Source organism: Hyphomicrobium sp. 2TAF46 (assembly GCF_052114865.1).
Lineage (GTDB): Bacteria > Pseudomonadota > Alphaproteobacteria > Rhizobiales > Hyphomicrobiaceae > Hyphomicrobium_B.
Genome location: NZ_JBFRFO010000002.1, coordinates 255046 through 281917 on the forward strand (window position 1 = coordinate 255046; position 26872 = coordinate 281917).

A 26872-nucleotide genomic window follows, 5' to 3' on the forward strand; every position below is an offset into this window, starting at 1 on the left:
GCGTACTGACTGGGGGCCGACATTGAGCGCACCGAACCCGGAACACATCGAATACCGAGCAGTCTTCATTTCCGACATCCACTTAGGGATGCGCAATTCGCAAGCGACCGCTCTTCTCGACTTCCTGAAATGCGTTGAATGTCAGGAGCTCTACCTGGTCGGCGACATCGTCGATTTCTGGAAGGTGCGCCGCGGTCCTCACTGGCCGCAGAGCCATAACGATGTCCTGCAGAAATTGCTGCGCAAATCCCGCAAGGGCACGCGCGTAGTCTTCATCCCCGGCAATCACGACGACGGCTTGCGTGACTATACCGGTATGAATTTCGGCGGCGTCGAACTTCGCCGCGACGCCATTCACGAAGGTGCTAACGGCAAGCGCTATCTCGTTCTGCACGGCGACGAATTCGATGTCGTCGTCCGCTACGCCCGCTGGCTGGCGTTCCTCGGCGATCGTTCCTACGACGCGGCTCTCGCGCTCAACGTCCCGCTGAACTTCATGCGCCGCATGCTCGGCCTGGGCCACTGGTCGCTATCGGCGTTCCTGAAACACAAAGTGAAAAGCGCCGTCAACTACATCGGCGAATTCGAAGAGGCTCTTGCCGGAGAAGCGCGCCGCCGCGAGACGCATGGTCTCATCTGCGGCCACATCCATCACGCCAACGAACGCATGATCGACGGCATTCACTATCTGAATTGCGGCGATTGGGTCGAAAGCTGCACCGCCATCGGCGAGCGCTTCGACGGCCAATTCGAAATCATTCGTTGGAAAGAGCACATGGCCGTCCGCGGTTCGCAGGCGCCTTCAGGCCGTTGGTTCATCGAAGCGGCATAAGCGGCATCACGTCCGGCAGCGAAAAGCCCCGGCGAACGGAGATCTCCATTGAACGTCACCACAAAAGTTTTTGAGCCGGCGAGTACCGATCTATTGAGCGAAGCAGTTCATCAGAACAGCGCGCTGAGCTTTGCTGGCATTCTCGAACGCACCTTTACGTTTGCGTTCCGGTCGATGGTCTACCCGCAAATCTGGGAAGATCCGCGCGCCGATATGGAAGCGCTCGAACTCACCCCGCAAAGCCGCATGCTCACGATCGCCTCGGGCGGCTGCAACGTCATGAGCTATCTCACCGGCAACCCGGCGCGCATTTACGCGATCGATCTCAATGAAACGCACATCGCGTTGCTCAAGCTGAAACTCGCCGCCGCTCAGCACTTACCGAACCACGCGACCTTCTTTCGCTTTTTCGGCGCCGCCAACGATCGCCGTAATGTCGCCCTTTATAACGATCTCATCGCACAGCATCTCGACGCAGATACGCGGAGCTATTGGGAAGGCCGCGATCTGACGGGACGCCGCCGCATCACGCGATTCGCCCGCAACTTCTATCATTACGGGCTGCTCGGACGCTTCATCGCGACCGGACATCTCGCCGCCCGCGTCTTCGGCGCGAACCCGAAACGTATTCTCGACGCCCGCAACATCGAAGAGCAGCGCGAAATCTTCGCCCGCGAAATCGCGCCGGCATTCAATCATCCGGTCTTGCGCTGGATCACGTCCAACCGCGCCTCGCTCTTCGGCCTCGGAATTCCGCCGGTGCAATACGATGCGTTGTCGAACGGCAACACGCGGCCGATGGCGGATGTTCTGAAAGAACGCGCCGAGCGCTTGGCGACCGGCTTCGACCTCAAGGACAATTATTTCGCCTGGCAGGCCTTCGGCCGGCGCTACGCGGCACAAGGCGAAGGCCCCTGCCCGCCATATCTCGACAAAGCCAATTTCATGGCCGTCAAAGCCCGCGCCAGCCGGGTCGAAGTCGTCCACGACAACATGATCCGCTTTCTTTCGAACGAACCGGCAGACAGCCTCGACCGTTACGTGCTGCTCGACGCCCAGGACTGGATGGACGACGCCGCGCTGAATGCGCTCTGGCGCGAGATCACGCGAACGGCCCGCGCCGGCGCGCGCGTCATCTTCCGCACCGCAGGCGAGGAAAGCATTCTCCCCGGCCGTGTCTCGGACGCCATTCTCAGCCAGTGGACCTACGACATCGCGAAGTCGGCCGAGATCCACAGCAAGGATCGTTCCGCGATCTACGGCGGCTTCCATCTCTACGTCAAAACCGCGTGACCGCCGCGATGACCGATACGGCCGCAAGCGCGATGGATGGAATGTATCGCCACCAGCGCTACATCTACGACCTCACGCGCCGCTACTATCTCCTCGGCCGCGACCAGCTGATCGAAGAGATCAATCCGCCGGTCGCCGGAGCGGTGCTCGAGATCGGATGCGGAACGGCGCGCAATCTGCTTCGCGCCGCGGACCTTTATCCCGCCGTGCAATTCTACGGTCTCGACGTCTCCGAAGAGATGCTCAAAACCGCGCGCGCCGCCATCGAACGCAGCCCGGCCCGCGATATTATTTCGGTCGCGCAAGCCGACGCCACGACGTTTTCGCCCGCGGAACTCTTTGGCGTCAGAAAGTTCGACCGGATTTTCATCTCCTACGCACTTTCGATGATTCCGCCCTGGGAAGCGGTGATCGACCGCGCCGTCTCGCAGCTCGCCCCACGCGGGGAGCTGCACATCGTTGATTTCGGCACCATGCAATCGATGCACGCGCTGCCGCGCAAAGCGATGCGCGCGTGGCTCACCCGTTTCAGCGTCACACCGCGGCACGATCTCGAAACCGTCACTCGCGAAACTGCGAAACGTCACGGCCGTACCGCAGCCTTCAATCAGGGTCGCTACGATTATTCGGCGCTAGCACGCATTGGCGCCAAGCACGCCTGACCGGAAAAATTTTCGCCGCTTAGCTGACCCTCGGCCCGATCAGCTCCTTCAGTGCCGCTTGAATGCGCCGCCAATCTTCGGCGCGTCCCTTATCTCCGCTTTGAGCGTACCGGCGCACCATCTCCGCCGCTTCCGCCAGCGCTTTGGGTCCACGGGATCCATAGAGTTTGCGGGCATGATCATGAATTTCGACCGCGTTCATGGGTGAGCCTCCTCGGCTGTCCGGTCAATCTCCGACCTTCAACGAAACTCCGTCGCCTGCTCTCAACCCTCGAATTCAGTATCGCCCGCGAGGTTCCCACCAACTTCGCGCGCTCTCTCTCGTTTCGCATCCGCGCAAAAGCCCCGGCGCTCCCTGCCGGGGCTTCCGTCGTGAGAGTGACCCCGAAGTTCCCTTAAGAAGCACTTGAAGTTGTCGTGGTGGCATCAGGCGGTGGCGCCGCCCCGTTCGCGACGATCGCCGCGACCAACGGCTTGTCTTCGGCCGGGATCTCGATCGGAGCCTTTGGAGCTTCCGCAGCTTCGGCGGTTTCAGACGCAGCCACTTCCGCGGCGGGCTCCGCCGCTGGAGCTTCGGCTGTTGCAGCTTCGGCAGCCGGAGCCGCCTCGACGGCAGCCTCCGCCGCCGGAGCCTCAGGCGCAGCCGCCGCTTCTTCGGCTACGGCTTCAGCGGCCGGAGCTGCGGCAGCAGCTTCGACAGGTGCCTCCGCTGCAGGAGCCTCTTCAGCCGCAGTCTCGGCAGGCGCCTCCGCCGCGGGAGCCTCTTCGGCARCGGCCTCAGGTGCTGCCTCGACAGCCTCCGCAGGAGCCGCTTCTGCCACCGCTTCCGGAGCAGCTTCCGCAGCCACAGGCTCTTCTGCAGCCGCCGGAGCGGCCTCTGGAGCAGCCTCTGCGGCCGCTTCAGCCACAACCTCTGGGGCTGCCTCCGCTGCCGGTTCCGCGGCAGCGGGTTCGCTGTGTGGAGCCGTTGCCTCGGCCACAACTTCCGAAAGCTCGCCGATGGCTCTTTCGACAGCTTTCATGGCCTTGAAGTCCGGCGACGCCTCAATGCGCGCTCGAACATCGTCGTGTAACGTCTTGAGCTTGGACAGGATATCGGCCGACATCTATTCTTCCCCTTGTCTTCGTGTTTAGAGAATAAGCATCCCCTTCGCCTGCGCATGACTGTTCATGCGGACGCTCGTCTTCAGATTTTGCAGTAATGCGCAAGAATAAATGTACAGGAATTCTGTTCAGTGCGAACAGCTGCGACAGACTGTACACAGCTATAAATTGTGATGACCGTTTGCTGGCTTGCCGTGTCCCTCGCAGGCACCCCGCACGCGGCGCCCCGAGCGACCGTCGCCCTGGATGGAAGCGAATCCCGCGAGGGCCCGCCGATCGCCCAATCAGCGATCCGCAGTTTCCTTCAGCGAGGGAAGCAGCGCGTCGACGCGTTCGGCGAGCCAGCCTGTTTTTGGCAGGGCGGATCCGTGGATGCCGTCGAACGTAGATCGCCAGAGGTGCACGCACACCGTCTCCGGTGTGATGAGCGACTCGATGAATCCCGGCTCGTAGACGCGCGCGATGGCCGGCCCTCTGATTGGCAGCGGGTAAAGAACCTTCGTCGGTAGCGCGTGGCGATCGACGCCGCAACGCTCGGCGAAATACGTCAACGCCGCCGGCCCATACTTCGGCGCCGGCACACGAACCCCTATTGCCGCGGCCCCGATGCCCTTGATAAGCCGGCTGCATTTCGTCGGCCACGGCATCCAGGGCATCACGAAGCGATGCATCGGCCGCTTACGGCAAAAGGCCAAGTATCGACTGAGAAGTTCGCTGTCCGGCGGCAGGCCAAGCACGGAATTGCCGATCCGATCCTTGTTCTGCCAGCCGAAAACATATTCCGATTTCGGAAGCGACTTAATGTAGATCACATCGAGATCGGTCCAAGTCCCGAACCCTTGCGCAATTCCCTCGAGCCGGAAGAAGTCGGAAAAGTGCGGGACACCTAACCGAAAAATTTCATCCCTGTCGGACGCGCTGAAAACGGACGCGGCATCCAGAACGCGGCATCCAAGCTTGGCGGAAAGCTTGTCTGGGTCTTCATAGGTGAAAACGGTGATCTCTTCACCGACGGCCTTGGCCGACGCAACGCAAAGGCGCTCCATCCAGGTCACGCCGCCGGACCAAAAGGAAAAAAGCATCAGAAAATTCCGCAAAAAATTTGCCTAGGCGCCCAAGGATAGATCGCGACAATCCGTGGCGAGCAAATGGCGATCGGCATTTGCAATGCAAAAACGGAATCCACTCACTCGTTCTGCCCGTATGAAGTCGGAGCCTCAATTCAAGCTTTCACCGGGTGCGGCAGCGATGAATTTTCCTGATGAGATCGTGAGCGGTCGTGAAAAAACTGAACGGTGAAATCCTCGCGATTGTCCCCAAATGGAAAAAGCGCACCTAAGCGCCTCTCGAACCACGAACCAAAATTTGGAGACGCCTCATGCCTCACGCCCCCAAATCTCAATTCGTTCTGTCGGCCGTTGCTGCCGCGGTCATCGCCCTCGCTGCCCACCCAGCGGTCGCCATGACCGACCAGCCGGCAAACCCGGAAGCAACCGCTCAGGTCCCCGCATCCGTCCTTGCCTTCAACCAAAAGCTCAAGGGCGACGCTGTCAGCATCAGCTATGTCCATTTACCGGAGAATGGTTACGTCGCGGTCTTTGCTGACCAAGACGGCAAGCGGTCGGGAAAAGTCCTCGGCTTTACCGCGCTGCCGAGGGGCAATCATAACGACGTTAGCGTCAAGATCAGCAACCGTGTTGAGCCTGGCTCGGCAATGTGGGCGAGCCTCTATAAGGATGTCGACGGCGACAAAGTCCTGAACGCGGAAAAAGATATTGCGCTCTGGCCGAATGGCGAACCTCTCGAAAACCGGTTCGTGATCGACTGACGGACTTACTCCCTCCCCCTCAACAAAAAAGCCGCCGCGGAAACTCCGCGACGGCATTTTTTTCTTTGAACTCGATCGGCGGACTTAGAAGTCCATGCCGCCCATTCCGCCCATGCCGCCGCCGGGAGCACCGTGCGAATGACCGGCATCCTTCTTCGGCACATCGGCGATCATCGCTTCCGTCGTGATCAAGAGACCCGAGACCGAAGCGGCGTCCTGCAGTGCGCAACGCACGACCTTCGTCGGATCGATGACGCCCTGCTTATAGAGATCGCCGTACTCATGCGACTGAGCATTGTAGCCGTATGCATACGTCGAGTTTTCGAGGATCTTGCCGACGATGACCGAGCCATCTTCACCAGCGTTAGCTGCGATCTGACGAGCCGGAGCCTGCAGCGCCTTGCGAACGATGTTGATGCCGACCTTCTGGTCGTCGTTCTCGGGCTTCAGAGCGTCGAGCGCCTTGACTGCACGGAGCAGAGCGACGCCGCCGCCAGGAACGATGCCTTCTTCAACGGCTGCGCGCGTTGCGTGCAGCGCGTCGTCGACGCGATCCTTGCGTTCCTTGACTTCGACTTCGGTCGCACCGCCGACCTTGATGACGGCAACGCCGCCAGCAAGCTTAGCGAGACGCTCCTGCAGCTTCTCACGGTCGTAGTCGGAGGACGTTTCCTCGATCTGCGCCTTGATCTGCTTCACGCGCGCTTCGATGTCGGCCTTCTTGCCCGAACCGTCGACGATCGTGGTGTTTTCCTTGTCGATCGTCACCTTCTTGGCGCGGCCGAGCATCTGCAGCGTAACGGTCTCGAGCTTGATGCCGAGATCTTCCGAGATCACCGTGCCGCCCGTGAGAACAGCGATGTCCTCGAGCATGGCCTTGCGGCGGTCACCGAAGCCCGGAGCCTTAACGGCAGCAACCTTGAGGCCACCGCGCAGCTTGTTGACGACGAGCGTTGCGAGAGCTTCGCCTTCGACGTCTTCAGCGATGATGAGGAGCGGCTTGCCCGACTGAACGACGGCTTCGAGAACCGGCAGCATAGCCTGCAGACCCGAGAGCTTCTTCTCGTGAATGAGGATGTAGGGGCTCTCGAGTTCGGCGATCATCTTGTCGGCGTTGGTGATGAAGTACGGCGAGAGATAGCCGCGATCGAACTGCATGCCTTCGACGACATCGAGTTCGAAATCGAGGGTCTTGGATTCCTCGACCGTGATCACGCCTTCCGAGCCGACCTTGTCCATCGCTTCCGCGATCTTCTTGCCGACGACTTCGTCGCCGTTCGCCGAGATCGTGCCGACCTGAGCGATCTGGTCCTTCGTGACCTTCTTAGAGTTCGTCTTGAGGTCTTCGACGATCGCCTGAACGGCGAGATCGACGCCGCGCTTCAGGTCCATCGGGTTGGCGCCGGCAGCAACTGACTTCGCGCCTTCGCGAACGATCGCCTGCGCGAGAACCGTTGCCGTCGTCGTGCCGTCGCCGGCGAGGTCGGCCGTCTTCGAAGCGACCTCTTTGAGCATCTGCGCGCCCATGTTCTCGAACTTGTCTTCGAGTTCGATCTCCTTCGCGACCGTCACACCGTCCTTGGTGATGCGCGGGGCGCCGAACGACTTCTCGATGACGACGTTGCGGCCCTTCGGACCGAGCGTGACCTTGACCGCGTTGGCAAGGATGTCGACGCCGCGAAGCATACGCTCGCGCGCGTCCTGGGCGAACTTGACGTCTTTAGCTGCCATGTGGAGCAACTCCTAAGCTGTGCTGAGATTGGGGGGACAGATAATTAAGCGGCGGCTTTGGATTTAGCGGGAGCCGAGAGCACGCCGAGAATGTCGCTCTCCTTCATGATCAGGAGATCTTCGCCGTCGATCTTGACCTCACTGCCCGACCACTTGCCGAACAGAACGCGATCGCCGACCTTGACGTCGAGGGGGTTGACCTTACCCGCTTCGTCGCGAGCGCCGGGACCGACAGCAACGACTTCGCCCTGCTGCGGCTTTTCCTTGGCGGTATCGGGGATGATGATCCCGCCTGCGGTTTTCGACTCTTCCTCGATACGTTTCACGACAACACGATCGTGGAGCGGACGGAACGTCATGGGAATAACCTCATGATTTGATGAACAATTCTATGGCTCTGGGCTCGGAGAGCGATCGTCCGAAGGATGAAAAACTCACCTAGCTAAACCGTGACCGGTTCCTGTAAAGCCCGAGCACTGCGGGCTATATGCGGGCGCCTGCTAGCACTGTCAATAGGTGAGTGCTAAGACCTGCGATGAATGTGAAAATCCCGTCCCGCCGGGAACTGAATCCGATCGAGTTGCACGCGCAAAACGTCGGAAAGTACGATCGCTATTTACCAATTTGGATACGGCGAGAAAAAGGCTCACAGCCAATGAAAAATCAATTTAACGCGTATACAGAATAGGCGGCGCATATCCACTCGGGAATATCGCCGCCTATTCGCAATAATTCAGCATCGAACCGACTAATAGTCAGATTGATTAAATCGAAAAGTCGGCGAGTTTTGCACCCTTTCTCAGGCGCTCCACCAACCAGTTGGGCTTCCGGCCACGGCCGGTCCAAGTGTCCGATTTGTTCTCCGGATTGGCGTACTTCGCAACGCCGACCGACTTGTTTTTTCCTACCCCGCGGCCCCGCACGCCGCCAAACAATTCGGCAACCGAGAATCCATGCGTCTCGGCCATATCGGCCACTTTCTTTTTCAGCTCGGAACGTTCGCGATCCCGAGCTAAGGCGATAGCCCTTTGCACTTTGGATTCAAGTTCGACGAGATCTCTGAGCGAGAGCTTGTCGACATTGATCGCCGCCATCTTCTGAACCTTTCGCATGACTAACTGAAACCTCTATTGAATGCCGACGGCCGGTGTAACCACTTAGGTAAGCCCACGCAGCAGAAATCTCCGCGATGTGTCACCTTGTCAACGCACACTCATCAATAGTCGTGAATTTTCAGCAAACACTTATTAATGCGAGGACGGATCGATTTCGGTGACCTTTAGGCTGCCCACTTCTTATTTCAAAATGCGGCACGCATCATATATATAAATGAAAAGCGGCCAGTCTCATATTGACAAACGAATATCAGAGCAAACGCACGGGTTGAAAAATAGATCCGGAACCGGCGGTTCGCAATCTCAGATATGTATTTTCTCACAACCCCGCACATGACAAATCGGTATAAGCCGGCCGGCCTACCCTTAATAAGGGCGGTTCCAATAAGGCCGTCATTCAAGCGAGCCTTTTATTGCCTCGGACACAAAGACGCTCACCGGGACGCTGCCGGACGGTTTCCGGCATTTCCAACCGGACGATTTGGGGCTTGCCCCCTCGAATTCGCGACCGTCTCAATCAGGCAATGTTTTGAAGGGAATTGCTCTGGCCAATAAGGAAATGCCGCATTCAGGGCCGGCGCCTTTCACACTTTTTCCGCAATGCAAGAAAGTACGGGCGTGATGACGAACGGGCCGGTAAGTTGGAACCGGAAGACGGACGGCAGGTTCAGCCCATGTCTTCAGCCCATGACTTGTGCAAGCGGACCGCTGAAGTTACCTTCCCGCGACTTTCGATCCACCCCCAACCGCAATGAATGGTCGTCCTATGACGCTGAAATTACCTGATCTTCCCTACGCTTATGATGCCCTCGCCCCGTTTATGTCGGCGGAGACGCTCGAGTTCCACCACGACAAGCATCACCTGGCGTACGTCGACAACGGCAACAAGCTTCTCGCTGGCTCCAAGTACGAGGGCCAATCGCTCGAAGATATCGTCAAGAATGCCTACGCCGATAAGGCCGTCGGCCTCATCAACAACGTCGGCCAGCACTATAACCACCTTCATTTCTGGCAATGGATGAAGAAGGGCGGCGGCGGCAAGAAACTGCCTGGCAGCGTCCAGAAACTCGTCGACGGCTACGGCGGCTACGACAAGGTCCGCAATGACTTCATCGAAGCCGGCAAGGGCCAGTTCGGCTCGGGCTGGGCTTGGCTCGCCATCAAGGATGGCAAGCTCGAGGTCGTCAAAACCCCGAACGGCGAGAACCCGCTGATGTACGGCTCGAAGCCCATCCTCGGCGTCGACGTCTGGGAGCACAGCTATTACATCGACTACCGCAACGCCCGCCCGAAGTACCTTGAGGCGTGGTTCGACAATCTCGTGAACTGGGAGCACGTCGAGGCCCTAGCTGGCTAATTTGGCCGGTTAAGCTCGTCTGCCATTTCGCAACGCAGCGTTTCGATCATCGGGGCGCCGCTATGGTATAAGGCTCGAAAAGCCTGCCATGCGGCGCTCCGATGTCGTCTACGCCTTTCACGCTCTCGAGCGTCGCCACCTTCAAGGATCTTCCCGAGGAGGCCGTTCGCCGTCTCGAAGATCGCTTGCAGCCCGTTCTCGTGCTGCGCGGCGACCATGTGGTTCGCCAAGGCGAGGCAGCCGACGCCCTCTACATTGTCATCTCCGGCCGCTTTGCCGTCGAAGTCGACGGCCATTCGGGAACCGTCGCTGAAATCTCGCGCGGCTCGACGATCGGCGAGATCGCGTTCTTTGCCGGTGGCACGAGAACAGCGACCGTCACCGCCATTCGCGATGGCATCGTCGTCCGCCTGACCCGCACCGACTTCGACGCGATCTCGGGAGATTCCCCCGCGATCTGGACCGCCATCACCGCGACGCTTGCCGATCGCCTCGCCGCCGAGACGCGCCGCCGCAGCGCGACCTTGAAAAGCACCACGGACGCCAGGCATGCACGGCCAAGGCCGCGAACGATCGCCATCGTCGGCGCGGCGTCGGGATCAGTGCCTCCTGCCTTCCTGGCGGCGCTTATCAAGGCGGTAACCGCACGATCCGATTCATTGGTCGTCTCCAGCGCCACCATCGGCGATATCGCCCCTCGCCCATCTGCATCCAGCCTCGAATTCACCGAAGCACTGAATTCGCTCGAGAGCCGCTTCAGCACGATCGTATTTGTCGCCGATCCCGAACTTACATCGTGGAGCGAGACAGCCGTTCGCCAGGCCGACGAGGTGTTGCTCGTCGCATCGCCGCTGGACGAGCCTGTCGGTTCGGCCGTGCCGCTCGGCCGCCTTGAGGCGTTTGCATTATCGATCCATCCGCCGTCGGCTCGGAGGCTCGCCATCATCCACGCCCGCCGCGGCATCGCGCAAGGCACACGGCATTGGCTGACGCACCGCCAGCCGGCAATGCACCACCATGTAGCTCTAGGGGATACCGAAGACGTCGCGCGCCTCTGGCGGTTTCTGACCGGAAACGCACTCGGCTTCGTCGCCTGCGGCGGCGGCGCATATTGCGCGGCCCACATCGGCGTCTACCGCGCCTTTCGCGAAGCGGGCATCGGCTTCGATATGGTCGGCGGAACATCGGGCGGCGCAGCTATGGCCGCCGCCTTCGCCGAGGACCTCGATCCCCACGCCATCGACGACGGCGTGCATCGCATGTTCATCGAAGGACGCGCGATGGCGCGCTACACGCTGCCGAAATACGGCCTCCTCGATCACACGCATTTCGATGCCCATCTCGAACGCGAGTACGGAAGCATCCGCATCGAGGATCTTTGGAAGCCCTACTTCGCCGTCTCGGCCGACCTTTCGAATTACGAAACCGAGGTCCACGTGCAAGGCCATCTATGGAAAGCCATTCGCGCGAGCGCCGCGATACCGGGCCTCCTGCCGCCGCTCTATACGGACGACGGACGCATGCTCGTCGATGGCTCGGTGATATCGAACGTGCCTATTGAGACGATGCATAGCCTGAAGCGCGGCCCGAACATCGTTGTCAGTTTTCAAGCCGGCGAGGGCCAGAAGTTCTCCGTCGACTACGCGAGCCTTCCGAAACGCGGCGAGCTTATCAGGCACCTCCTCAATCCGTTTTCGAAGCGCTCGCTTCCACCCGCGCCCTCCGCGGCGACGGTTCTGGTCCGCAGCCTGATGGCCAACCGCGGCAGTTTTGAGCGCTGCCTCGAGCCCTCCGACTGGCTGCTTGTCCCACCGGCACCTGCCGAAATGGGCGCGCTCGATTGGCGCCGTCACCGTGAAATCATGGAAACCGCCTACCATCACACCCGCGCGGAAATCGAATTGCGTGGCCGTCATGACTGGACAAGGAATTCCTGAATTCTGCAGCCTGCATGGCGTTTGGGCAGCCCAATATTTGGTGAATCGCGATTTTATCGTCCGACTGAGCCTTCCGCGGCATTGCAGCAGCCTTGACGGTGCCGTAAACCGTAAGCTGTATCTGGGGCTTGGGATGTCGTCGGGGGTTGTTTAGCGTGGCAAGGCCGAGGCTTCACGTCGGGCTGATGCTGGTCGCAGCGCTTGCCGTGTCCGGCTGCGCGGCAACGATGCCCCGCAACGGCATCAGCAGCGCCAAATTGGCCGAGACCGCCGAGATCCCTGGCATGCCCGGCGTTCGCTTCTGGGCGGACGAAGTCCCCCGCAATCCGCTTGCTGAAATCCGCCGCCGCACCGCGCATATGCCGCCGGTCGGACTGACCGCCAAAACGCAGAACGGCCGGAAGATCATCGATACGCTCGCGCTGTCAGGTGGCGGATCGGACGGCGCGTTCGGCGCCGGTGTCCTCGCAGGATGGACAAAACGCGGCGACCGTCCGGAGTTCCAGGTCGTAACCGGCGTCAGCGCCGGTGCCATCATCGCGCCCTTCGCGTTCCTCGGACCATTGGAAGACGATGCGCTCCACACCATCTGGACCCAATACAAGCAAGACCAGGTCGTCACGCCGGAAATCTTCTCGGGCCTATTCGGCGGACCGGCCCTCGCGAGCACCGCGCCGCTCGAGAGCTTGATAGCTCAGTACATCGACCGGCGCTTCCTCGACAGGGTTGCGGCCCAATACCAGCGCGGCCGCGTCCTCCTCGTGCTGACGACAAATATCGACGCCCAGCGCCCGGTCGTCTGGAACATGGGTGAGATCGCGCGCAACCGCAGCCCCGAAGCGACGGAGCTTTTCCGCAAGGTCATTCTCGCGTCCGCCGCCATCCCGGCGGCCTTTCCGCCTGTCAAGATCGAGGTCGAAGCAGGCGGGCAAAGCTACGACGAGCTGCACGTCGACGGCGGCACGACGCGAGAAGTTTTTGTCAGCCCTGTCGAAGCACCACTCAGCGCCTTCGACTCGCTCTATCCGAATCCGCCGTTGCGCCGCTATTACATCATCAAGAATGGCAAGGCTGCGCCGGAGCAAGAAGTCGTCAAGGCGACGACGTTGCAGATTGCTGCCCGCTCAATCTCGACGTTGATCAAGAGCCAAAACCAGGGCGAGCTTTATAAGATCTATCGGATCGCGCACGATGGCGGGGCAGATTTCAATTTCATGGCCGTGCCGCCCTCGTTCAATATGAAGACGAAAGAGATCTACGATCCGAAGTATCAGGCAGCCCTTTATGAAGAAGGCTTCTCCGAAGGCCGCAAGAATGTTTGGCTGAAATCGCCCCCCGGACAAGCGCCGGTTCTGCCGTCGCCTGAAAGAGAACAGACATCTTCCGTCGCCGCGCCCGGCAACGGCTGAGCGCTAACGCACACCGTCCTCGCCATCAAAAAGCAAAGGCGCCCGGCAGCTAGCCCGGCGCCCTATGATCAAGTCAGTGACCGACCGCGATCAGAACCAGTGTGGCTGCCACCAATGCAGCAGCGCCTTCACCATCGTCGGAGACACGATGTATGCGACGCCGATGACGATCGCGACCAGTATCAACCCGACGAACAGCGTCGTGCTCAGCGGCGTGCGATAGCTGAGGCCCGTGCCCGGAATGCCGAGCGTGACCTGCTCGCCGTTCTTGCCGACGTTGACCGTCGCGCCATGGCCGCCAAGGCTGCCGCTGACACCCGTCTTGCTGAGATTGATGCGAACGCCGGGCAGTATGCTGATCGTCTTGCGGAAGCGGAAGTAACCCATATCGTTCTCCTCAGCGGCAAGAAGTGCCGCGCGATTCTCCCGTAAAAGCTAATGGTTTTATCCGTTACATTCAACGGATAGCGGCCGTCGTCCCCCGCTCATCCTCCAATCATCCCTTGCCCCGGAGGATGTTCGAGAACGATGAAAGCCTCTGCTTTAATTGCCCGACGACCGTATTTCGCGATTGCAACCGCTCGTGCGCCGATTCGCGATCGAGTTCTTTCCCGTATTTCCGCAGGTTATCTCCATCGCTTTGAATGATCGCCTTCCGCTCTTCCGGCGTCAGAGGTCCGACGCGCGACATCGGCGGCCGGATGAGCGTCCGCTCCACCATCGAGGGTTCGCCTTTGCCGTGCAGAAGCGAGACCAGCGCCTCGCCGACCTTCAGCTCCTGAATGGCGCGCTCGGTGTCGATCTCGGGATTGGGACGAAACGTCTGCGCTGCCGCGCGAATTGCCTTCTGCTCCTTCGGCGTGAAGGCGCGAAGCGCATGCTGGATGCGATTGCCGAGCTGGGCCGAAACGCGATCCGGTACGTCGCCCGGGCTCTGCGTCACATAATAGACGCCGACGCCTTTCGAACGGATAAGGCGCGTGACGCGCTCGATCTGCTCCAGCACCGCCTTCGGCGCGTCGTTGAAAAGAAGATGCGCTTCATCGAAAAGGAACACGAGCTTCGGCTTGTCGAGATCGCCGACCTCGGGAAGCTTCTCGAACAGCTCCGTCAGCAGCCAGAGCAGGAACGTCGCGTAAAGGCGCGGCGTGTTCATCAGCTTCTCGGCGGCGAGAACGTTCACCACGCCTCGCCCGTCCGGCTGCACCTTGAGAAAGTCCAGGATGTCGAGCGCCGGCTCGCCGAAGAATTTCGCCGCGCCCTGCTCTTCGAGAACCAGAAGGCGGCGCTGAATGACGCCGACGGTCGCCGGCGCCACATGGCCGTACTTGCTTCTGAGTGTCGAAGCCTTCTGGCCCATTTCGTCGATGACCGCCCGAAGATCCTTGAGATCGAGGATCGTCATCTTGTCGTCGCCTGCCGCGCGCTGATCTTCGGCCCAGCGGAACGCGATATTCAGCACGCCCTCTTGCGGCTCCGTCAGTTCCATCAAGCGCGATAACAGCAGCGGACCCATCTCCTGCACCGTCGCGCGCACGGGATGTCCGTCGACGCCGAAGATGTCCCAGAAGGCAGTCGGAAACGACGTATTGCCGTATCGTGTCAGCCCGATTTCTTCAGCCCGCTCGACGAGCTTCGGCGACGGCTTGCCCTTTTCGGCAATGCCCGAAAGATCGCCCTTGATATCGGCCGCGAAGACGGGAACGCCCGCCGCGGAAAACCCTTCCGCCAGGACTTGTAGCGTCACCGTTTTGCCGGTGCCCGTTGCACCCGTGATGAGGCCGTGGCGATTGGCGAGCGCAAGCTCGATGCATTCGGGCTTCAGCTCTGCGCCCGATTTGCTGACGCCGATGAGGATGAGCCCATCCTGCACATAGTCGCGAGGATCGGCGACGGGCTCGCCAGCCCGGTCTGCGCCGTGCGTTCCAGTCATATCGCCTCCACGTATCCTCGAACTCGACTCGTTTTGCGCCGCTCCGGCCGGTGATGCCATGCGCCGCGGCCTGAAGCAAACCGGCCCGAAATGGCCTCGGAGCGCGGCAATTGGGCCGTCTGCCACGAATATTTCACGCTCGCACCGGCCACCTGAGCGGGTATATCGGAAAGCGGGCGTTCCGGTAACGCCCCCTCGCCTGTGGGAGCCCAGTTGTATGACGACCTCGACGACCGATCTGCATCTCGCCGAAGACTTTCCCGCCGCCAGCACTGAGCAGTGGCGCGGGCTGGTCGACAAGGCGCTGAAAGGCGCCGATTTCGAGAAGCGGCTCGTCACCCGCACGGCCGACGGCATCAAGATTAATCCGCTCTATACCAGGGGGGATGCCCTCCAGAGCGCGGTGAATACGGTTCCCGGCTTCGCCCCGTTCACCCGCGGGACGAAACCCGTCCGCGACGGCCTCGGCTGGGATATCCGCACGTTCCACAGCGAAACGGATCCGAAGGCCCTCAACGCCGCGATCATGGAAGATCTCGTCGGCGGCGTGACGTCGGTCGCCCTCCAGGTCGGCGGCAATGGTCTGCCGATTGCGAAAGAAGCCTTCGCCTTGGCTCTCGACGAAGTGCTGCTCGACGTATGCCCGATCGTGCTCGTCGCCCAGGAAAACTTTTTCGACGCCGCCCTGGCGCTCAACGCCGAATGGGACGCGCGCGGCATAAAGGCGGCTGACCGGCAGGGCTCCTTCGGCGCCGATCCGCTCGGAACGCTGGCGATGAGCGGCCGCCTCTCCGAGCCCGTCGAGACGGCACTGGCGCGCGCCGTCGCCCTGATGAATGCGACCGAGGCTAGCCCGCGCGTGCAGGTCATGACCGCCGACGGCGTCGTAGCGCACGTTGCCGGTGCGAGCGAGGCGCAGGAACTCGCCTTCATGCTCTCCGCCCTCGTCGCCTATCTGCGCGCCGCCGAGCACGGCGGAATTCCGCCCGCGAAGGCCCTTCCGAAAATCAATGTCGCGCTTGCAGCCGACATCGACGAGTTCGCAACGATCGCGAAGCTGCGCGCCGCCCGCCGCCTGATCTGGCGCGTCGCCGATGCGTCCGGTGCCGGCGATGCCGCCTCCGCCGTCAAGCTGAACTGCCCGACATCCTATCGCATCATGGCGAAGCGCGACCCCTGGACCAACATCCTGCGCACGACCATCGCCTGCGCAGGCGCAGCCCTCGGCGGCGCCGACGCTATTGTCGTCCTTCCCTTCACATTTGCGCTCGGCAAACCGGATGCCTTCGCGCGCCGCGTCGCCCGCAACATTCAGATCGTCTGTCAGGAAGAAAGCAATCTCGGCCGCGTCAACGACCCGGCGGGCGGCTCCTGGTACGTCGAAAATCTCACCGAGGACATCGCGAAGAAGGCCTGGGAAATCTTCCAGGACATCGAGGCACGCGGGGGCCTGCTCGCAGCCCTCCAGTCAGGCTACATCCAGGAAACGATCGCGGCGACCGCCGAAGCACGCGCCAAGTCGATCGCGACGGTCCGGCAGGAACTGACGGGCGTCAACGCCTTCCCGCTGCTCGGCGACGATGGCGTGCACGCCGAACCCTGGTCCGCGCCGTCTCCGCCGACGGCCAAAGCCGCAATCGAAGTTGCACCGCTGAAGCCGCATCGTCTCGGCGAAGCCTTCGAAGCGCTGCGCGATGCCGCCGACGCTCACGGCGGCTACAAAGTCTTTCTCGCCAGCATGGGCGAAATCGCCGAGCACAACGTCCGCACGACCTGGACGAAGAACTACCTCGCGGCAGGCGGCATCACAGCGCTCGTGAGCGACGGTTACAAAACGTCGGAAGACGCCGTCGAGGCCTTCCGCAAATCCGGCGCCGATGCCGCCTGCATCTGCTCGTCCGATGCCGTCAACGCGACGCTCGCCGAACCGGTAGCGAAAGCATTGAAGGCCGCGGGCGCCAAGTTCGTCCTGATGGCGGGACGGCCGGGTGAGAAGGAAAGCGCGCTCAAAACGGCCGGCGTCGACCAGTTCCTCTTCGCGGGCGCCGACGCCGTGGCAACCCTCAAGGGCCTGCAGCAGAAACTGGCCTAGATCGAACCTTGCGGTATTCGTGCAGCATACATCCAGACCAATACGCACGAACACTCGCAGCCGCAGAGGCCTGCGGCTACGCAGGTACCGCTATGTTGGCTTCTCGCGTCGCGTATGGCAGCGGCGCGCCGTATTTCTTTTGGGCGCGATATTCGTCGGCCTTGCCGCAGTCGGGTTCGCTAAACTCTCCGACAAGGCTCAGGCGCTCTATTACGCCATACTCAATCAATGGCATTGGCTGCCGCTCGTGATGACGCCGCTGGGCTTCGTCGCGCTCGCCTATGTGACCGCACGATGGTTCCCAGCCGCCGCCGGCAGCGGCATCCCGCAGGTTATCGCCGCCCGCGCGAGTTCAAACCCAGCGCACCGCCAAAGCCTTCTCGGCTGGCAGACGATGGTCGCGAAAATCGTCATGACGGCGCTCGCGCTTGTCGTCGGTGCCTCCGTCGGCCGCGAGGGCCCAACCGTCCAAGTCGGCGCTTCGGTGATGTTCGCGGTCGCAAGCTTTGCAGGCATCGGACGCCACAACGGACTTGTGCTCGCGGGCTCTGCAGCGGGCATCGCCGCGGCATTCAACGCCCCGATCGCAGGAATACTGTTTGCGATCGAAGAACTGGCCAAATCCTTCGCGGGCCGCATCAACGATATCGTCATCGCATCGGTGGCGATTGCCGGCGGCGTCAGTTGGCTGATCCTCGGCAACTACGCCTATTTCGGCGAAGTTTCGGCTCAGATGATCCGCGCGGCGGATTGGTCTGCGGTTCCGATCTGCGCGGCGATCGGCGGCGTGATGGGTGGCTTCTTTTCGCGATCGCTCATCACGATCACGCGCAGGCCGCCATCCTTTATCGCAGCGCTCCGCAAGGAACCCGCGGTATTCGCGGGCATCTGCGGGCTCATCGTCGCGATCCTGAGCATTGCGACCGCAGGCTATGCATCCGGAAACGGCTACGGCGAAACGCGCGCAGGCCTATTGTTGGGAGAGCAGCTGCCTTTCTGGTACGGCCCGTCGAAACTCATAGCGACAATGCTCTCGTCAGCGAGCGGCATACCGGGTGGACTGTTCTCCCCATCGCTCGCGGTCGGCTCAGGACTCGGCTCCATGCTGACGCCCGTCGTTACGTTCGTCGATCCGCGTGCACTCATGCTTCTGATGACAGTCGGCTACTTCGCAGCCGTTGTCCAAGCGCCGCTGACCGCCGTCGTAATCGTGATGGAAATGACCAGCGACCGCAACATGGTCGTGCCGCTGATGGGGACCGCGCTGCTGGCTGCCGGCATATCGCGCTTGATCAGCCGCCAGCCTCTCTATCATGCGTTGTCTCATGCCTACGGGCCGAAGCCGCAACACAATGAGGCTTCGCCGTCGCGAGCGGACTAACTCAGCAGCCGCAGAATTTTCCCCAGCACGTCCGTTCCCGCGTCGCGCACGTTGAGATCGTCGGCTCCATCGATTGCCCGGGAATGCCGATCTGAAAATCTTCTTTCGGCGTTCCACCCGCCTTGGCCGCGGCCGCCGCAGCGTTCGGCGCGCTGCCACCCGCCGAACCGTCCGCTTCAGCGACGTGGCGAACCTTCGATCGATCAGCGCTTTTCTTCTTTGGCTTGTCCGATGAGAACCACCACTGCATCGCCGTGTCGTCCTGATCGACCGCCATGCCTAGGCCCATGGCAGGGCGGAAACGCTTTTCCGAGCGCGCCCGGGCTGAAGACTTCGTCTCCGTCTCTTTCGCCGCCGCCTCTTCTTCTTCAGGGGCCGCCGGAGTTTCCGTTGCTTTTGAGATAGCCGTCGCGACCTTCACCGGATCGGCAAAAGCTTCTGCAGGCTTTTCAGCGGGATCCGGAACCGCAAAACTCATCGCGGTTTCGACGATTGCGGGGGTTGGCTGCGGACCTTGATTGAGTTGGACGTGTTGTCCATCGGATGCCGCAGCAAATTTCGCGCTCAACATTTCTGCAGCGCGCGCGCGGTTCGCCTCGCCGAATTGGTCGGTGGCGAGCACAAACTGGCTGAAGTTCAAGATAGGCACGAACTCCGGAACCGTAACGGCATCCTGTGCAGGCAGATGCGCGGCATCGGCGGCATCCGCGGTACTACCCGGCCCAAATGTACCCGGAGTAGAAAAAGACGACGCCGCGATGACGCCGGCGGCAATGACAAATGCTCTGAATCTCACGACGCACACCCCCACGCGATACATGGGACCACTCGTCGACTCCGGCCCGCCCCGGCGCCGTGGCACCCTTTTACACAATAGGAAAGGTTAGAAGCTCCCCTCCGTAACCCCCCATCTTCCCTCAAGATAATTGGGAGCAACCAAGGCAGGAGAATGGCCGTTCGCGTGCTCCGATTGAGCGCAAGGCACCGGCCGCGAAAACAAAAATGCCGGCTCCGATGAAGAGCCGGCAAGGTGCTGGGGGAGGAAGCGAGGAGGGCAGAGGAATTCGAAAGTGGGCCGCCGCTATTCGCGAGCGGTCGTCGCGAACACGGCCATGATGCCAAGCATCGGAAGGGAAGCGAGCACCGAAATGGTCGTGACCGCATACTCGTTGCCGCCTTCTGTCAGCGGCGAGAGAAGTGCCTGCGCATCCGGAAGAGCCGCGACCACGACAGTCGCAACGGTGGTGATTGCTGCGGCGGCGGATGCAACGACGATGCCCGACATGATTGTGATCCTCCCGAATGGATGCTGACCGGCTGCGGTCTGATGAGAGGAAGAATGCGCCAACCGCCCAGCCGCCGCTGTTCCGCTCGTGACACCCATTCGAGATACCGGCCGGTCGCTGGATGAGCCGGACTATTGCTTGCCGAGCTTTTCGACCTTGGCCGCCATGTCCGGAATGACCGTCATCCGATAGGAGGCGTTCTCACACTTGAGAATCCAAACTTCTTCGTTGGGCCTCGACGCCTTGTTGTTTTTTTCGGCGCCCTGCGGCTTTTCGCAAGGGAAACCCTGACCGCGCACCTGGGCGGCAAGATCGATTGCGGCGCCGCTGCCTGCAGCCGAGGCATTCGTTGCAACGGCAATGACTGCAAGAAATAAAGCGGTTGCGATATGGGATGATTGCGCCATGGAATCCGCTCCGAGCGTTAATGGCCCATTGTAAGCCAAAGTGCCGGGGCCGAATGGCGCCACCCGAATTCGCGGTAAATAATGTCCTTAGTTATTCTGAATGGTCATTGCTTTTGGCCGGTTGAGCCAAGCGACCAGTGTGTACGAAATCAGCATCAGTAGAAACCATGATCCGAGCTTGCCGATCCCGACAAGCTCCCAGCCATGCCGCTGGTGAGGATAGGCCCAGGCCGCGGTGAATGTGCCGATATTCTCCGCAAGCCAGATGAAGACCGCGACGAGCATCAGCCCCAGCAGCAACGGCATATGCCGGTGCACTTTCCAGATCTTGTAGTAGATCGTGCACGGCCCGATGAGAATGATCGCCGCTGCAAAAAGTATCGGCCGCGCGTCCCACACATAGTGATGGCCGAAGAAGTTGGCGTAGATCGCCACGCTCAAAATGGTCAGCGCCCAAACCGGGGGATGCCGCGCAAATTGGAAATCGAAGAGCCGCCAGCACCGGGCGATATACGAACCGATCGCGGCATACATAAACCCGGTGAATAGCGGAACGCCGCCGATACGAAGAAGACTGGCCTCCGGATAAAGCCACGACCCGACCGACGTCTTAAAAATCTCCATCGCCGTGCCGACGATGTGAAAAATGCAAATGACCTTCACTTCATCGGTCGTTTCGAGCTTGAACGTGACCATCAGGATTTGGATCAGCACCGCCGCGACAACCAGAAAATCATAGCGCGAAATCACCGCGTCTTTCGGATAGAAAAAATGCGTCGCGATCAACAAAGCCAGCAACGAAGCGCCGAACAGGCAGGCCCACGCTTGCTTGACGCCAAAGCGAACGAACTCATAGGCGAAGTGAGCGGCGGGACCTCGCGCCTCGGCCGCCTCCCCGAGTTCCGCTTCCCAAGTGATGAAGCCTGCGAGCGGCGCCCAAAGGCGCGCGGCGCTGTCCTTAGGGGTCCTGTCGGAGACCTTGCGTTGCATGTCTGACCTTGAAAGAGACGGTAAGGCGGGTTTGGACATCATGCTGGCGTTTGTGGCATTCTCATTTCCGCCAGCGGGCGTTTTGCAATGTCTTCGGATTGACGCTGCGAGTCCTCATTCCCGCCACCGGCATGCGGCGCTGCGGTTGTTATCGGGGAACGTCACAGGATGTCGTCATGACCATGTCCCCGGCGCCGAACCCTGAAACGCAAAACCATTCGCTCTTGCGGCTGACACTGATGGGGCTGTTGAGTGGGATCATTTCCGCCCTCATCGCGGCGACGACAATGCTGGCTCTCGCCGAGCACCAATTTTTCGCCGCTCCCCACACCGGCGAAGTTGCCGGGTCGCCTATTCAGAATTACGCCGACGATCTTCCCAGCGCGATCCTCATGGCGTTCCTCTGGTATATCCCGATCGGCACGTGCGTCTTCCCGCCCGTCGCCAAGTTCGTCGGCGCGAACACGGGCAGCAGCACGGCCAGGCTGCTCAAGTTCGTGGTGCTGGCAGCCGTCATCTGGCTGGTGGTTGGCGAGACAATCTACGTCGTGCTCGCTCCGCTCGCCCCGGCGCCGCCCGGCGTTCAGCGGAACGACCTGATCACGGCAGCCCTGAGCGGCGTGCTGTTCGCCGTTGTTTACGATCTTCTCCTTCGCCGGAGGGACTACCTCCTCGGCCAACGGCCACGATGAGCCAGCACGACCCGATAGGGCATGACCGGCTCACCCAGCCCCAGCACCGGCGCCGGTTCCGCGGCCACCCCGAGGCAAGCAAGACGTCGCACGGCGATTGTCTGAGCACCCGGTTTTGCCGTACCGTGTTTTGAAGCAATACAGAAACCATCCTCTCATACCGGATCAGTGCCCTAAATGACGTCGATCCCGAATTTCGCCCAGGTGCCTCTCGATCCTCCCGCCCCCGGAAAACCGGCCGCGAAGGCGGTTGCTCCCGAGGCGCCGGTCTGGGAAACCCCCGAAGGGATCCCCGTCAAGCCGGTCTTCACCGACGAGGATACGGCCGGCCTCGGCTTTATCGACGGCCTGCCCGGCATCGCACCTTACGTGCGGGGGCCCTACCCGGCGATGTACGCACTGCAGCCCTGGACCGTCCGCCAGTATGCCGGCTTCTCGACGGCGGAAGATTCGAATGCCTTCTACCGCCGCAACATCGCCGCCGGACAGAAGGGCCTCTCCATCGCCTTCGACCTCGCGACGCACCGCGGCTACGATTCCGATCATCCGCGGGTTAAGGGCGACGTCGGCATGGCCGGCGTGGCGATCGACTCGATCTATGACATGCGCGTCCTCTTCGACGGCATTCCGCTGCAGGACATGACCGTCTCGATGACGATGAACGGCGCCGTGCTGCCGATCCTCGCGCTCTTCATCGTCGCGGGCGAGGAACAGGGCGTCCCCCCGCAAAAGCTCGCCGGAACCATTCAGAACGACATTCTGAAAGAGTTCATGGTGCGCAACACCTACATCTACCCGCCCGCGCCCTCGATGCGCATCGTCTCCGACATCTTCGCCTACACCAGCGCGAACATGCCGAAGTTCAATTCGATCTCGATTTCCGGCTATCACATGCAGGAAGCGGGCGCGACGGCGGACCTCGAACTCGGCTACACGATCGCCGATGGCATCGAATACGCGCGCGCCGGCGTCGCCGCCGGTCTCGATATTGACGCCTTCGCGCCGCGCCTTTCGTTCTTCTGGGCAATCGGCATGAACTACTTCATGGAGATCGCCAAGATGCGCGCCGCGCGTCTCCTCTGGGCGAAGCTCATCAAGGACGAGTTCAAGCCCAAGGACGCGCGCTCGCTGTCGTTGCGCACGCACTCGCAGACGTCCGGATGGTCGTTGACCGCTCAGGACATCTTCAACAACGCGACGCGCACCTGCCTCGAAGCGATGGCCGCCACTCAGGGCCACACCCAGTCGCTCCACACGAACGGCCTCGACGAGGCGATCGCGCTGCCGACCGACTTTTCCGCCCGCATCGCCCGTAACACCCAGCTCCTGTTGCAGCAGGAAAGCGGCACCACCCGCACCATCGACCCATGGGGCGGCAGCCACTACGTCGAGCGGCTGACCTACGAGCTGGCGAAGAAAGCCATGACCCACATCGAGGAAGTCGAAGCCCAGGGCGGCATGGCGAAGGCGATCGCCGCAGGCATTCCGAAGCTACGCATTGAAGAAGCCGCCGCCCGCACGCAAGCCCGCATCGACAGCGGCCGCCAGACGATCACTGGCGTCAACAAGTACCAGATCCAGGGCGACCGCGAGGTCAACTTCCTCAAGGTCGACAACCGCGCCGTGCGTGAAGCGCAGCTCGCGAAGCTCGACCGCCTACGCAGCGAACGCGTCGAAGCCGATGTCGAGGACGCGCTCAATGCGTTGACGGAAGGCGCCAAGGGCAACGCCAACCTGCTCGATCTCGCGGTGAAGGCGGCCCGCAAGAAGGCGACCGTCGGAGAAATTTCCTACGCGCTGGAGAAGGTATATTCCCGGCACAAGGCGGAAATTCGCGCGATTAGCGGCGTCTACAAGAAGGAAGCGGCGATGAACCCGAGCCTTGAGCGCGTCAAGAAGCTTGTCGAGCAGTTCGACAAGAATGACGGCCGCCGGCCGCGCATCTTGATCGCCAAGCTCGGCCAGGATGGACACGACCGCGGCCAGAAGGTCATTGCGTCCGCATTCGCCGATCTGGGCTTCGACGTCGATATCGGACCGCTGTTCGCAACGGCCGATGAAGCGGCACGTCAGGCCGTCGAAAACGACGTCCACGTCGTCGGCGTTTCGACCATGACGGCGGGCCATCTGACACTTGTTCCGGAACTCAAGGCCGCATTGGACAAGCAAGGCCGCAGCGACATCATGATCGTCGTCGGCGGCGTCATTCCACCCGCGGACTACGACGCGCTATACGCGGCAGGCGCCAAGGCTGTGTTCGGCCCCGGCACCAACATCCCGGAAGCCGCCGCCGATCTCGTCGAAAAGCTCAACGCTCAGCTCGGCTACGCCGACAAGCAGGCGGCGGAGTAATGCAATTTCGTCTGAGATATTCCGGACCACTCAGACATGCCGATATCAATTCCCTCGATGGAAAACAGGCACTTAGGCGTAAATTTCATCCTCAACTGAAGGATCACTGGGATAACATTTCTCTGATCGATACTGGTGTGCCGAAGTATCAAAACTCTCGTGATCCTCAGAATAAAAAGTTAGGCCTTATCGAAAAGCTGGGCAATTTCGACTTCTTGCCGTTGGTAAGCGACGCTTATGCTTGGAACACCATTGCTGAACTCGATATTCTTTTCCTGCGTCCTGAGACGCCCGGATCTGTGGTCAAGTTCAAGGGTGACTTAGACAATCGAATAAAAGCGCTGATTGACGGACTGCGCAAACCAGATAACGCCCATGAACTACCAAAAGAAGACGAACCGCGAGAAGGAGAACATCCCTTCTTCTGCCTGCTGCAGGACGACCGCCTGATTACGCGCTTATCGGTGACCGCAGACAGACTACTTGCAGCGCCTTCACCGTATGATGTGGAAATAATGATAACGGTTACGGTCCGAGCCCGCGCAAAATACGTGAATAATGCTGTCGTGTGGTAGTTTGTAAAGCTACGCTACTGTCGTCACACAGTGCGCAGGCAGCCTAATAGGTCGCCCAACAACCGAAAGGCACCGATCATGGCCTTCGAACAACTCAAGACGGAGATCTCGTTGCTGCTCACTGAGATGCAGAACGAGCCCCAGGATAGGCACGAGATCTACCTCTCGCTGAGAGAGAAGCTCAATCAATTGAAGGCAACCGGCATGCCCCTGCCGGATGATCTCGTGAAGCTCGAGCACGAGCTCGAGGAAGAATTCGCCAGCGAACAGCGAGACGGGGAATAAGCAGCTGCGCCGGAAGAGAAGTTCGGCCCAGGCGCAAAGATCATCGACCTGCTCAATTCTTTATTCGGCTTTATCGACGGGCGGACGGCGGAGTAATAATGGAATTTGTGCTCGATTTTATAGAGACAAACAAGGTTTGGTTCTCCGCCGCACAGGCCATTAGTTCAGTCGTAAGCCTTGCTGCTTGGTGTATTGCTATTCCGACGGTGATCCTTCTTTGGCGCCGTGGATCGTTAAGTGGCATCAATCTAGGACCGATTGGCTTCCAGTTCAGGGCTGCCGTCGAAGCAACAGCCGCGGCCGATCGGGCATGGAAAGGGAACTCGCCAAATCAGAAGGTCGATATCCCTCGCATACAAGCAACATTGGCCCCAGCCTTTCAGCCAGAAATTGCAAACAATCTAATCGGAAAAGCCGTTCTCTGGGTCGATGATAATCCTGCAAACAATCGACTCGGCGTCAGGGCGCTACGAAAGCTTCAGTTGGACGTCGAACAGGTTGAGAGTACCGAAGCGGCATTATCATCGATCGAAAATCGCCACTTCGACCTGATTATTTCCGACATGGGCCGTGGCTCAAACATGAGAGCTGGATACGATTTACTAAGGTCTGTGCGCGCGCTCGATCCCGCGATTCCGTTCTTTGTATTTGCGGGCTCGGATACACCTAAATTTCGACGCGAGGCTGCCGAGCTAGGTGCACAGTTATCGACCAACGACATGTTGGAGTTGGTCGATAACGTAATAAAATTTCTTGGTCGCGAGCATAAATAGGTTGTTACGAGCAGCAGCACAGCTGTAGCTGCGCTCAGAAGGAGGCGCATCGAGACCAGCGCGGATCGAAAAGATCGGCAGCCGGCAGCACGCAGTATATGGCAGCGAAAAATATGCGCAGCTCAAGCAGCACGCGGCGCACCAGCCCCGCATGCCGCGATCGCTCGAAATCTTTCGGAACTAGCGCTTGCTCAAGTTGAAAACCGCGCTGCCAGCCTCGCCCGAAAGCCGTACGTACCCGCTGCGGCCGTTGACCGTGATGCGGATCTGGCCGCCGGTGTTATATTGCTGATTGAAGAAGCTTCCGACGTAGCTGTTTGCACCGACCCTGCTCAGCTCGGCTGACTGGTCGACCCTGGCTGAGGCGGTGGCGCACGAAGCCGACATGATGTAGCTCGTCGCGCCGGTCTTCGCGAAGTGCGCCCGGCATCTCGCGCCTTCCTTAGTGCCGGAAGAAAAGCTGATCGAGCCATTCCCGGCCCATGTCCCCACGAGCGTCGCAGATTCCGCCGCGTGCGCAGCAGTGAAACCCGCAAAACTCATGCCCAGGGCTGCAGCAAGCGTTACGCCAATCGTCAATGCACGGTGCGCAATCCGAAGTTCGCTCTGGATCATATTCTACTCCCTAGAGACCGGCGCCTGATCTTCATAACGCGCCACGATCCATTTCGTGGCGTGTGGGGACGTAAGTATCGTGTCGAATTTCGTCAATTCGTCGCGAGCTGGAAACCAGAAGTTTTGCAACGTCTGCCTGACGGCTATAAGACGCATAATAACCTCCTCTCGGCGCCGCAATTCCCGAAACCTGACATACCCACCGTGATGGTCCTACGACGGC

Annotated in this window: 27 protein-coding genes; 14 read left to right on the top strand and 13 right to left on the bottom strand. The window is 60.6% G+C overall.

Features of this window, described 5'->3' with window-relative positions:
• Positions 1 to 22 precede the first annotated feature (22 nt).
• The 3 genes from AB4Z24_RS05085 to AB4Z24_RS05095 are packed head-to-tail and all read left to right on the top strand — an operon-like array spanning position 23 to position 2787.
• A complete protein-coding gene (locus AB4Z24_RS05085) occupies positions 23 to 832 on the top strand; it encodes a UDP-2,3-diacylglucosamine diphosphatase (protein ID WP_290991971.1) in 810 nt (269 codons plus the stop codon).
• Positions 833 to 880: 48 nt separating this feature from the next.
• Positions 881 to 2125 (top strand): DUF3419 family protein, encoded by a 1245-nt coding sequence (locus AB4Z24_RS05090; RefSeq protein ID WP_441706313.1) that lies wholly within the window; start codon positions 881 to 883, stop codon positions 2123 to 2125.
• An 8-nt stretch (positions 2126 to 2133) separates the two neighbouring features.
• Positions 2134 to 2787 (top strand): class I SAM-dependent methyltransferase, encoded by a 654-nt coding sequence (locus AB4Z24_RS05095; RefSeq protein WP_441706314.1) that lies wholly within the window; start codon positions 2134 to 2136, stop codon positions 2785 to 2787.
• A 19-nt stretch (positions 2788 to 2806) separates the two neighbouring features.
• Here the strand turns inward: AB4Z24_RS05095 and AB4Z24_RS05100 are convergent, their stop codons facing one another.
• The 3 genes from AB4Z24_RS05100 to AB4Z24_RS05110 all read right to left on the bottom strand — a co-directional run bounded on the left by AB4Z24_RS05100 (position 2807) and on the right by AB4Z24_RS05110 (position 4973).
• Positions 2807 to 2989, bottom strand: coding sequence for a hypothetical protein (locus AB4Z24_RS05100; RefSeq protein WP_441706315.1), 183 nt, complete (start codon positions 2987 to 2989; stop codon positions 2807 to 2809).
• A 193-nt stretch (positions 2990 to 3182) separates the two neighbouring features.
• On the bottom strand, positions 3183 to 3893 hold the full coding sequence (locus tag AB4Z24_RS05105; protein WP_441706316.1) for a hypothetical protein: 711 nt from the start codon (positions 3891 to 3893) through the stop codon (positions 3183 to 3185).
• Between the two features lie 282 nt (positions 3894 to 4175).
• Complete coding sequence (locus AB4Z24_RS05110) at positions 4176 to 4973, bottom strand: hypothetical protein (protein WP_441706317.1); 798 nt, start codon at positions 4971 to 4973, stop codon at positions 4176 to 4178.
• 296 nt (positions 4974 to 5269) lie between these two features.
• Between AB4Z24_RS05110 and AB4Z24_RS05115 the strand changes: the two genes are divergently transcribed.
• Positions 5270 to 5719 (top strand): DUF7282 domain-containing protein, encoded by a 450-nt coding sequence (locus AB4Z24_RS05115; protein ID WP_441706318.1) that lies wholly within the window; start codon positions 5270 to 5272, stop codon positions 5717 to 5719.
• A gap of 84 nt (positions 5720 to 5803) precedes the next feature.
• Here the strand turns inward: AB4Z24_RS05115 and groL are convergent, their stop codons facing one another.
• The 3 genes from groL to AB4Z24_RS05130 all read right to left on the bottom strand — a co-directional run bounded on the left by groL (position 5804) and on the right by AB4Z24_RS05130 (position 8562).
• On the bottom strand, positions 5804 to 7450 hold the full coding sequence (gene groL, locus AB4Z24_RS05120) for a chaperonin GroEL (protein WP_290991955.1): 1647 nt from the start codon (positions 7448 to 7450) through the stop codon (positions 5804 to 5806).
• 44 nt (positions 7451 to 7494) lie between these two features.
• On the bottom strand, positions 7495 to 7809 hold the full coding sequence (gene groES / locus AB4Z24_RS05125) for a co-chaperone GroES (protein WP_045836945.1): 315 nt from the start codon (positions 7807 to 7809) through the stop codon (positions 7495 to 7497).
• Between the two features lie 405 nt (positions 7810 to 8214).
• Positions 8215 to 8562, bottom strand: coding sequence for an H-NS histone family protein (locus AB4Z24_RS05130; protein WP_441706319.1), 348 nt, complete (start codon positions 8560 to 8562; stop codon positions 8215 to 8217).
• 769 nt (positions 8563 to 9331) lie between these two features.
• On the opposite strand from AB4Z24_RS05130, the gene AB4Z24_RS05135 reads away from it, so the two are divergent.
• From AB4Z24_RS05135 to AB4Z24_RS05145, 3 genes are all read left to right on the top strand, one after another.
• Complete coding sequence (locus AB4Z24_RS05135; protein WP_441706320.1) at positions 9332 to 9922, top strand: superoxide dismutase; 591 nt, start codon at positions 9332 to 9334, stop codon at positions 9920 to 9922.
• A 101-nt stretch (positions 9923 to 10023) separates the two neighbouring features.
• The gene (locus AB4Z24_RS05140; RefSeq protein ID WP_441706321.1) at positions 10024 to 11859 is read left to right on the top strand and encodes a cyclic nucleotide-binding and patatin-like phospholipase domain-containing protein; all 1836 of its coding nucleotides are present in this window, start codon (positions 10024 to 10026) and stop codon (positions 11857 to 11859) included.
• 155 nt (positions 11860 to 12014) lie between these two features.
• On the top strand, positions 12015 to 13268 hold the full coding sequence (locus AB4Z24_RS05145; protein WP_441706322.1) for a patatin-like phospholipase family protein: 1254 nt from the start codon (positions 12015 to 12017) through the stop codon (positions 13266 to 13268).
• Between the two features lie 90 nt (positions 13269 to 13358).
• Here AB4Z24_RS05145 and AB4Z24_RS05150 read toward each other — a convergent pair whose 3' ends face one another.
• Entirely contained in the window at positions 13359 to 13655 is a 297-nt protein-coding gene (locus AB4Z24_RS05150; RefSeq protein ID WP_441706323.1) for a DUF4236 domain-containing protein, read from the bottom strand.
• Between the two features lie 109 nt (positions 13656 to 13764).
• Complete coding sequence (locus AB4Z24_RS05155; RefSeq protein ID WP_441706324.1) at positions 13765 to 15201, bottom strand: helicase HerA-like domain-containing protein; 1437 nt, start codon at positions 15199 to 15201, stop codon at positions 13765 to 13767.
• A gap of 217 nt (positions 15202 to 15418) precedes the next feature.
• Between AB4Z24_RS05155 and AB4Z24_RS05160 the strand changes: the two genes are divergently transcribed.
• Both AB4Z24_RS05160 and AB4Z24_RS05165 read left to right on the top strand, forming a co-directional pair.
• A complete protein-coding gene (locus AB4Z24_RS05160) occupies positions 15419 to 17293 on the top strand; it encodes a methylmalonyl-CoA mutase family protein (RefSeq protein ID WP_441706325.1) in 1875 nt (624 codons plus the stop codon).
• Positions 17294 to 17432: 139 nt separating this feature from the next.
• Complete coding sequence (locus AB4Z24_RS05165; protein WP_441706326.1) at positions 17433 to 18674, top strand: chloride channel protein; 1242 nt, start codon at positions 17433 to 17435, stop codon at positions 18672 to 18674.
• 1 nt (position 18675) lies between these two features.
• Here AB4Z24_RS05165 and AB4Z24_RS05170 read toward each other — a convergent pair whose 3' ends face one another.
• From AB4Z24_RS05170 to AB4Z24_RS05185, 4 genes are all read right to left on the bottom strand, one after another.
• Positions 18676 to 19470, bottom strand: coding sequence for a hypothetical protein (locus AB4Z24_RS05170; RefSeq protein WP_441706327.1), 795 nt, complete (start codon positions 19468 to 19470; stop codon positions 18676 to 18678).
• Between the two features lie 285 nt (positions 19471 to 19755).
• Positions 19756 to 19959: a hypothetical protein gene (locus AB4Z24_RS05175; protein WP_441706328.1), complete on the bottom strand. Its 204-nt coding sequence runs from the start codon at positions 19957 to 19959 to the stop codon at positions 19756 to 19758.
• Between the two features lie 132 nt (positions 19960 to 20091).
• Positions 20092 to 20367 carry a hypothetical protein gene (locus AB4Z24_RS05180; RefSeq protein ID WP_441706329.1) on the bottom strand — a complete coding sequence of 92 codons (276 nt, stop codon included), beginning with the start codon at positions 20365 to 20367 and terminating at the stop codon, positions 20092 to 20094.
• 87 nt (positions 20368 to 20454) lie between these two features.
• On the bottom strand, positions 20455 to 21357 hold the full coding sequence (locus AB4Z24_RS05185; protein WP_441706330.1) for a DUF817 domain-containing protein: 903 nt from the start codon (positions 21355 to 21357) through the stop codon (positions 20455 to 20457).
• Positions 21358 to 21533: 176 nt separating this feature from the next.
• Here AB4Z24_RS05185 and AB4Z24_RS05190 point away from each other — a divergent pair, with 176 nt between their 5' ends.
• The 5 genes from AB4Z24_RS05190 (at position 21534) to AB4Z24_RS05210 (ending at position 26034) form a co-directional block, all read left to right on the top strand.
• The gene (locus AB4Z24_RS05190) at positions 21534 to 22049 is read left to right on the top strand and encodes a hypothetical protein (protein ID WP_441706331.1); all 516 of its coding nucleotides are present in this window, start codon (positions 21534 to 21536) and stop codon (positions 22047 to 22049) included.
• A 177-nt stretch (positions 22050 to 22226) separates the two neighbouring features.
• The gene (gene scpA, locus AB4Z24_RS05195; protein ID WP_441706332.1) at positions 22227 to 24401 is read left to right on the top strand and encodes a methylmalonyl-CoA mutase; all 2175 of its coding nucleotides are present in this window, start codon (positions 22227 to 22229) and stop codon (positions 24399 to 24401) included.
• A complete protein-coding gene (locus tag AB4Z24_RS05200) occupies positions 24401 to 24976 on the top strand; it encodes a hypothetical protein (RefSeq protein WP_441706333.1) in 576 nt (191 codons plus the stop codon). Before scpA ends, AB4Z24_RS05200 begins: the two co-directional genes overlap by 1 nt.
• Positions 24977 to 25054: 78 nt before the next feature.
• Positions 25055 to 25261 carry a hypothetical protein gene (locus AB4Z24_RS05205; protein ID WP_441706334.1) on the top strand — a complete coding sequence of 69 codons (207 nt, stop codon included), beginning with the start codon at positions 25055 to 25057 and terminating at the stop codon, positions 25259 to 25261.
• 98 nt (positions 25262 to 25359) lie between these two features.
• Positions 25360 to 26034: a response regulator gene (locus tag AB4Z24_RS05210; protein ID WP_441706335.1), complete on the top strand. Its 675-nt coding sequence runs from the start codon at positions 25360 to 25362 to the stop codon at positions 26032 to 26034.
• Between the two features lie 180 nt (positions 26035 to 26214).
• Here AB4Z24_RS05210 and AB4Z24_RS05215 read toward each other — a convergent pair whose 3' ends face one another.
• A complete protein-coding gene (locus AB4Z24_RS05215; RefSeq protein ID WP_441706336.1) occupies positions 26215 to 26649 on the bottom strand; it encodes a hypothetical protein in 435 nt (144 codons plus the stop codon).
• Positions 26650 to 26872 lie beyond the last annotated feature (223 nt).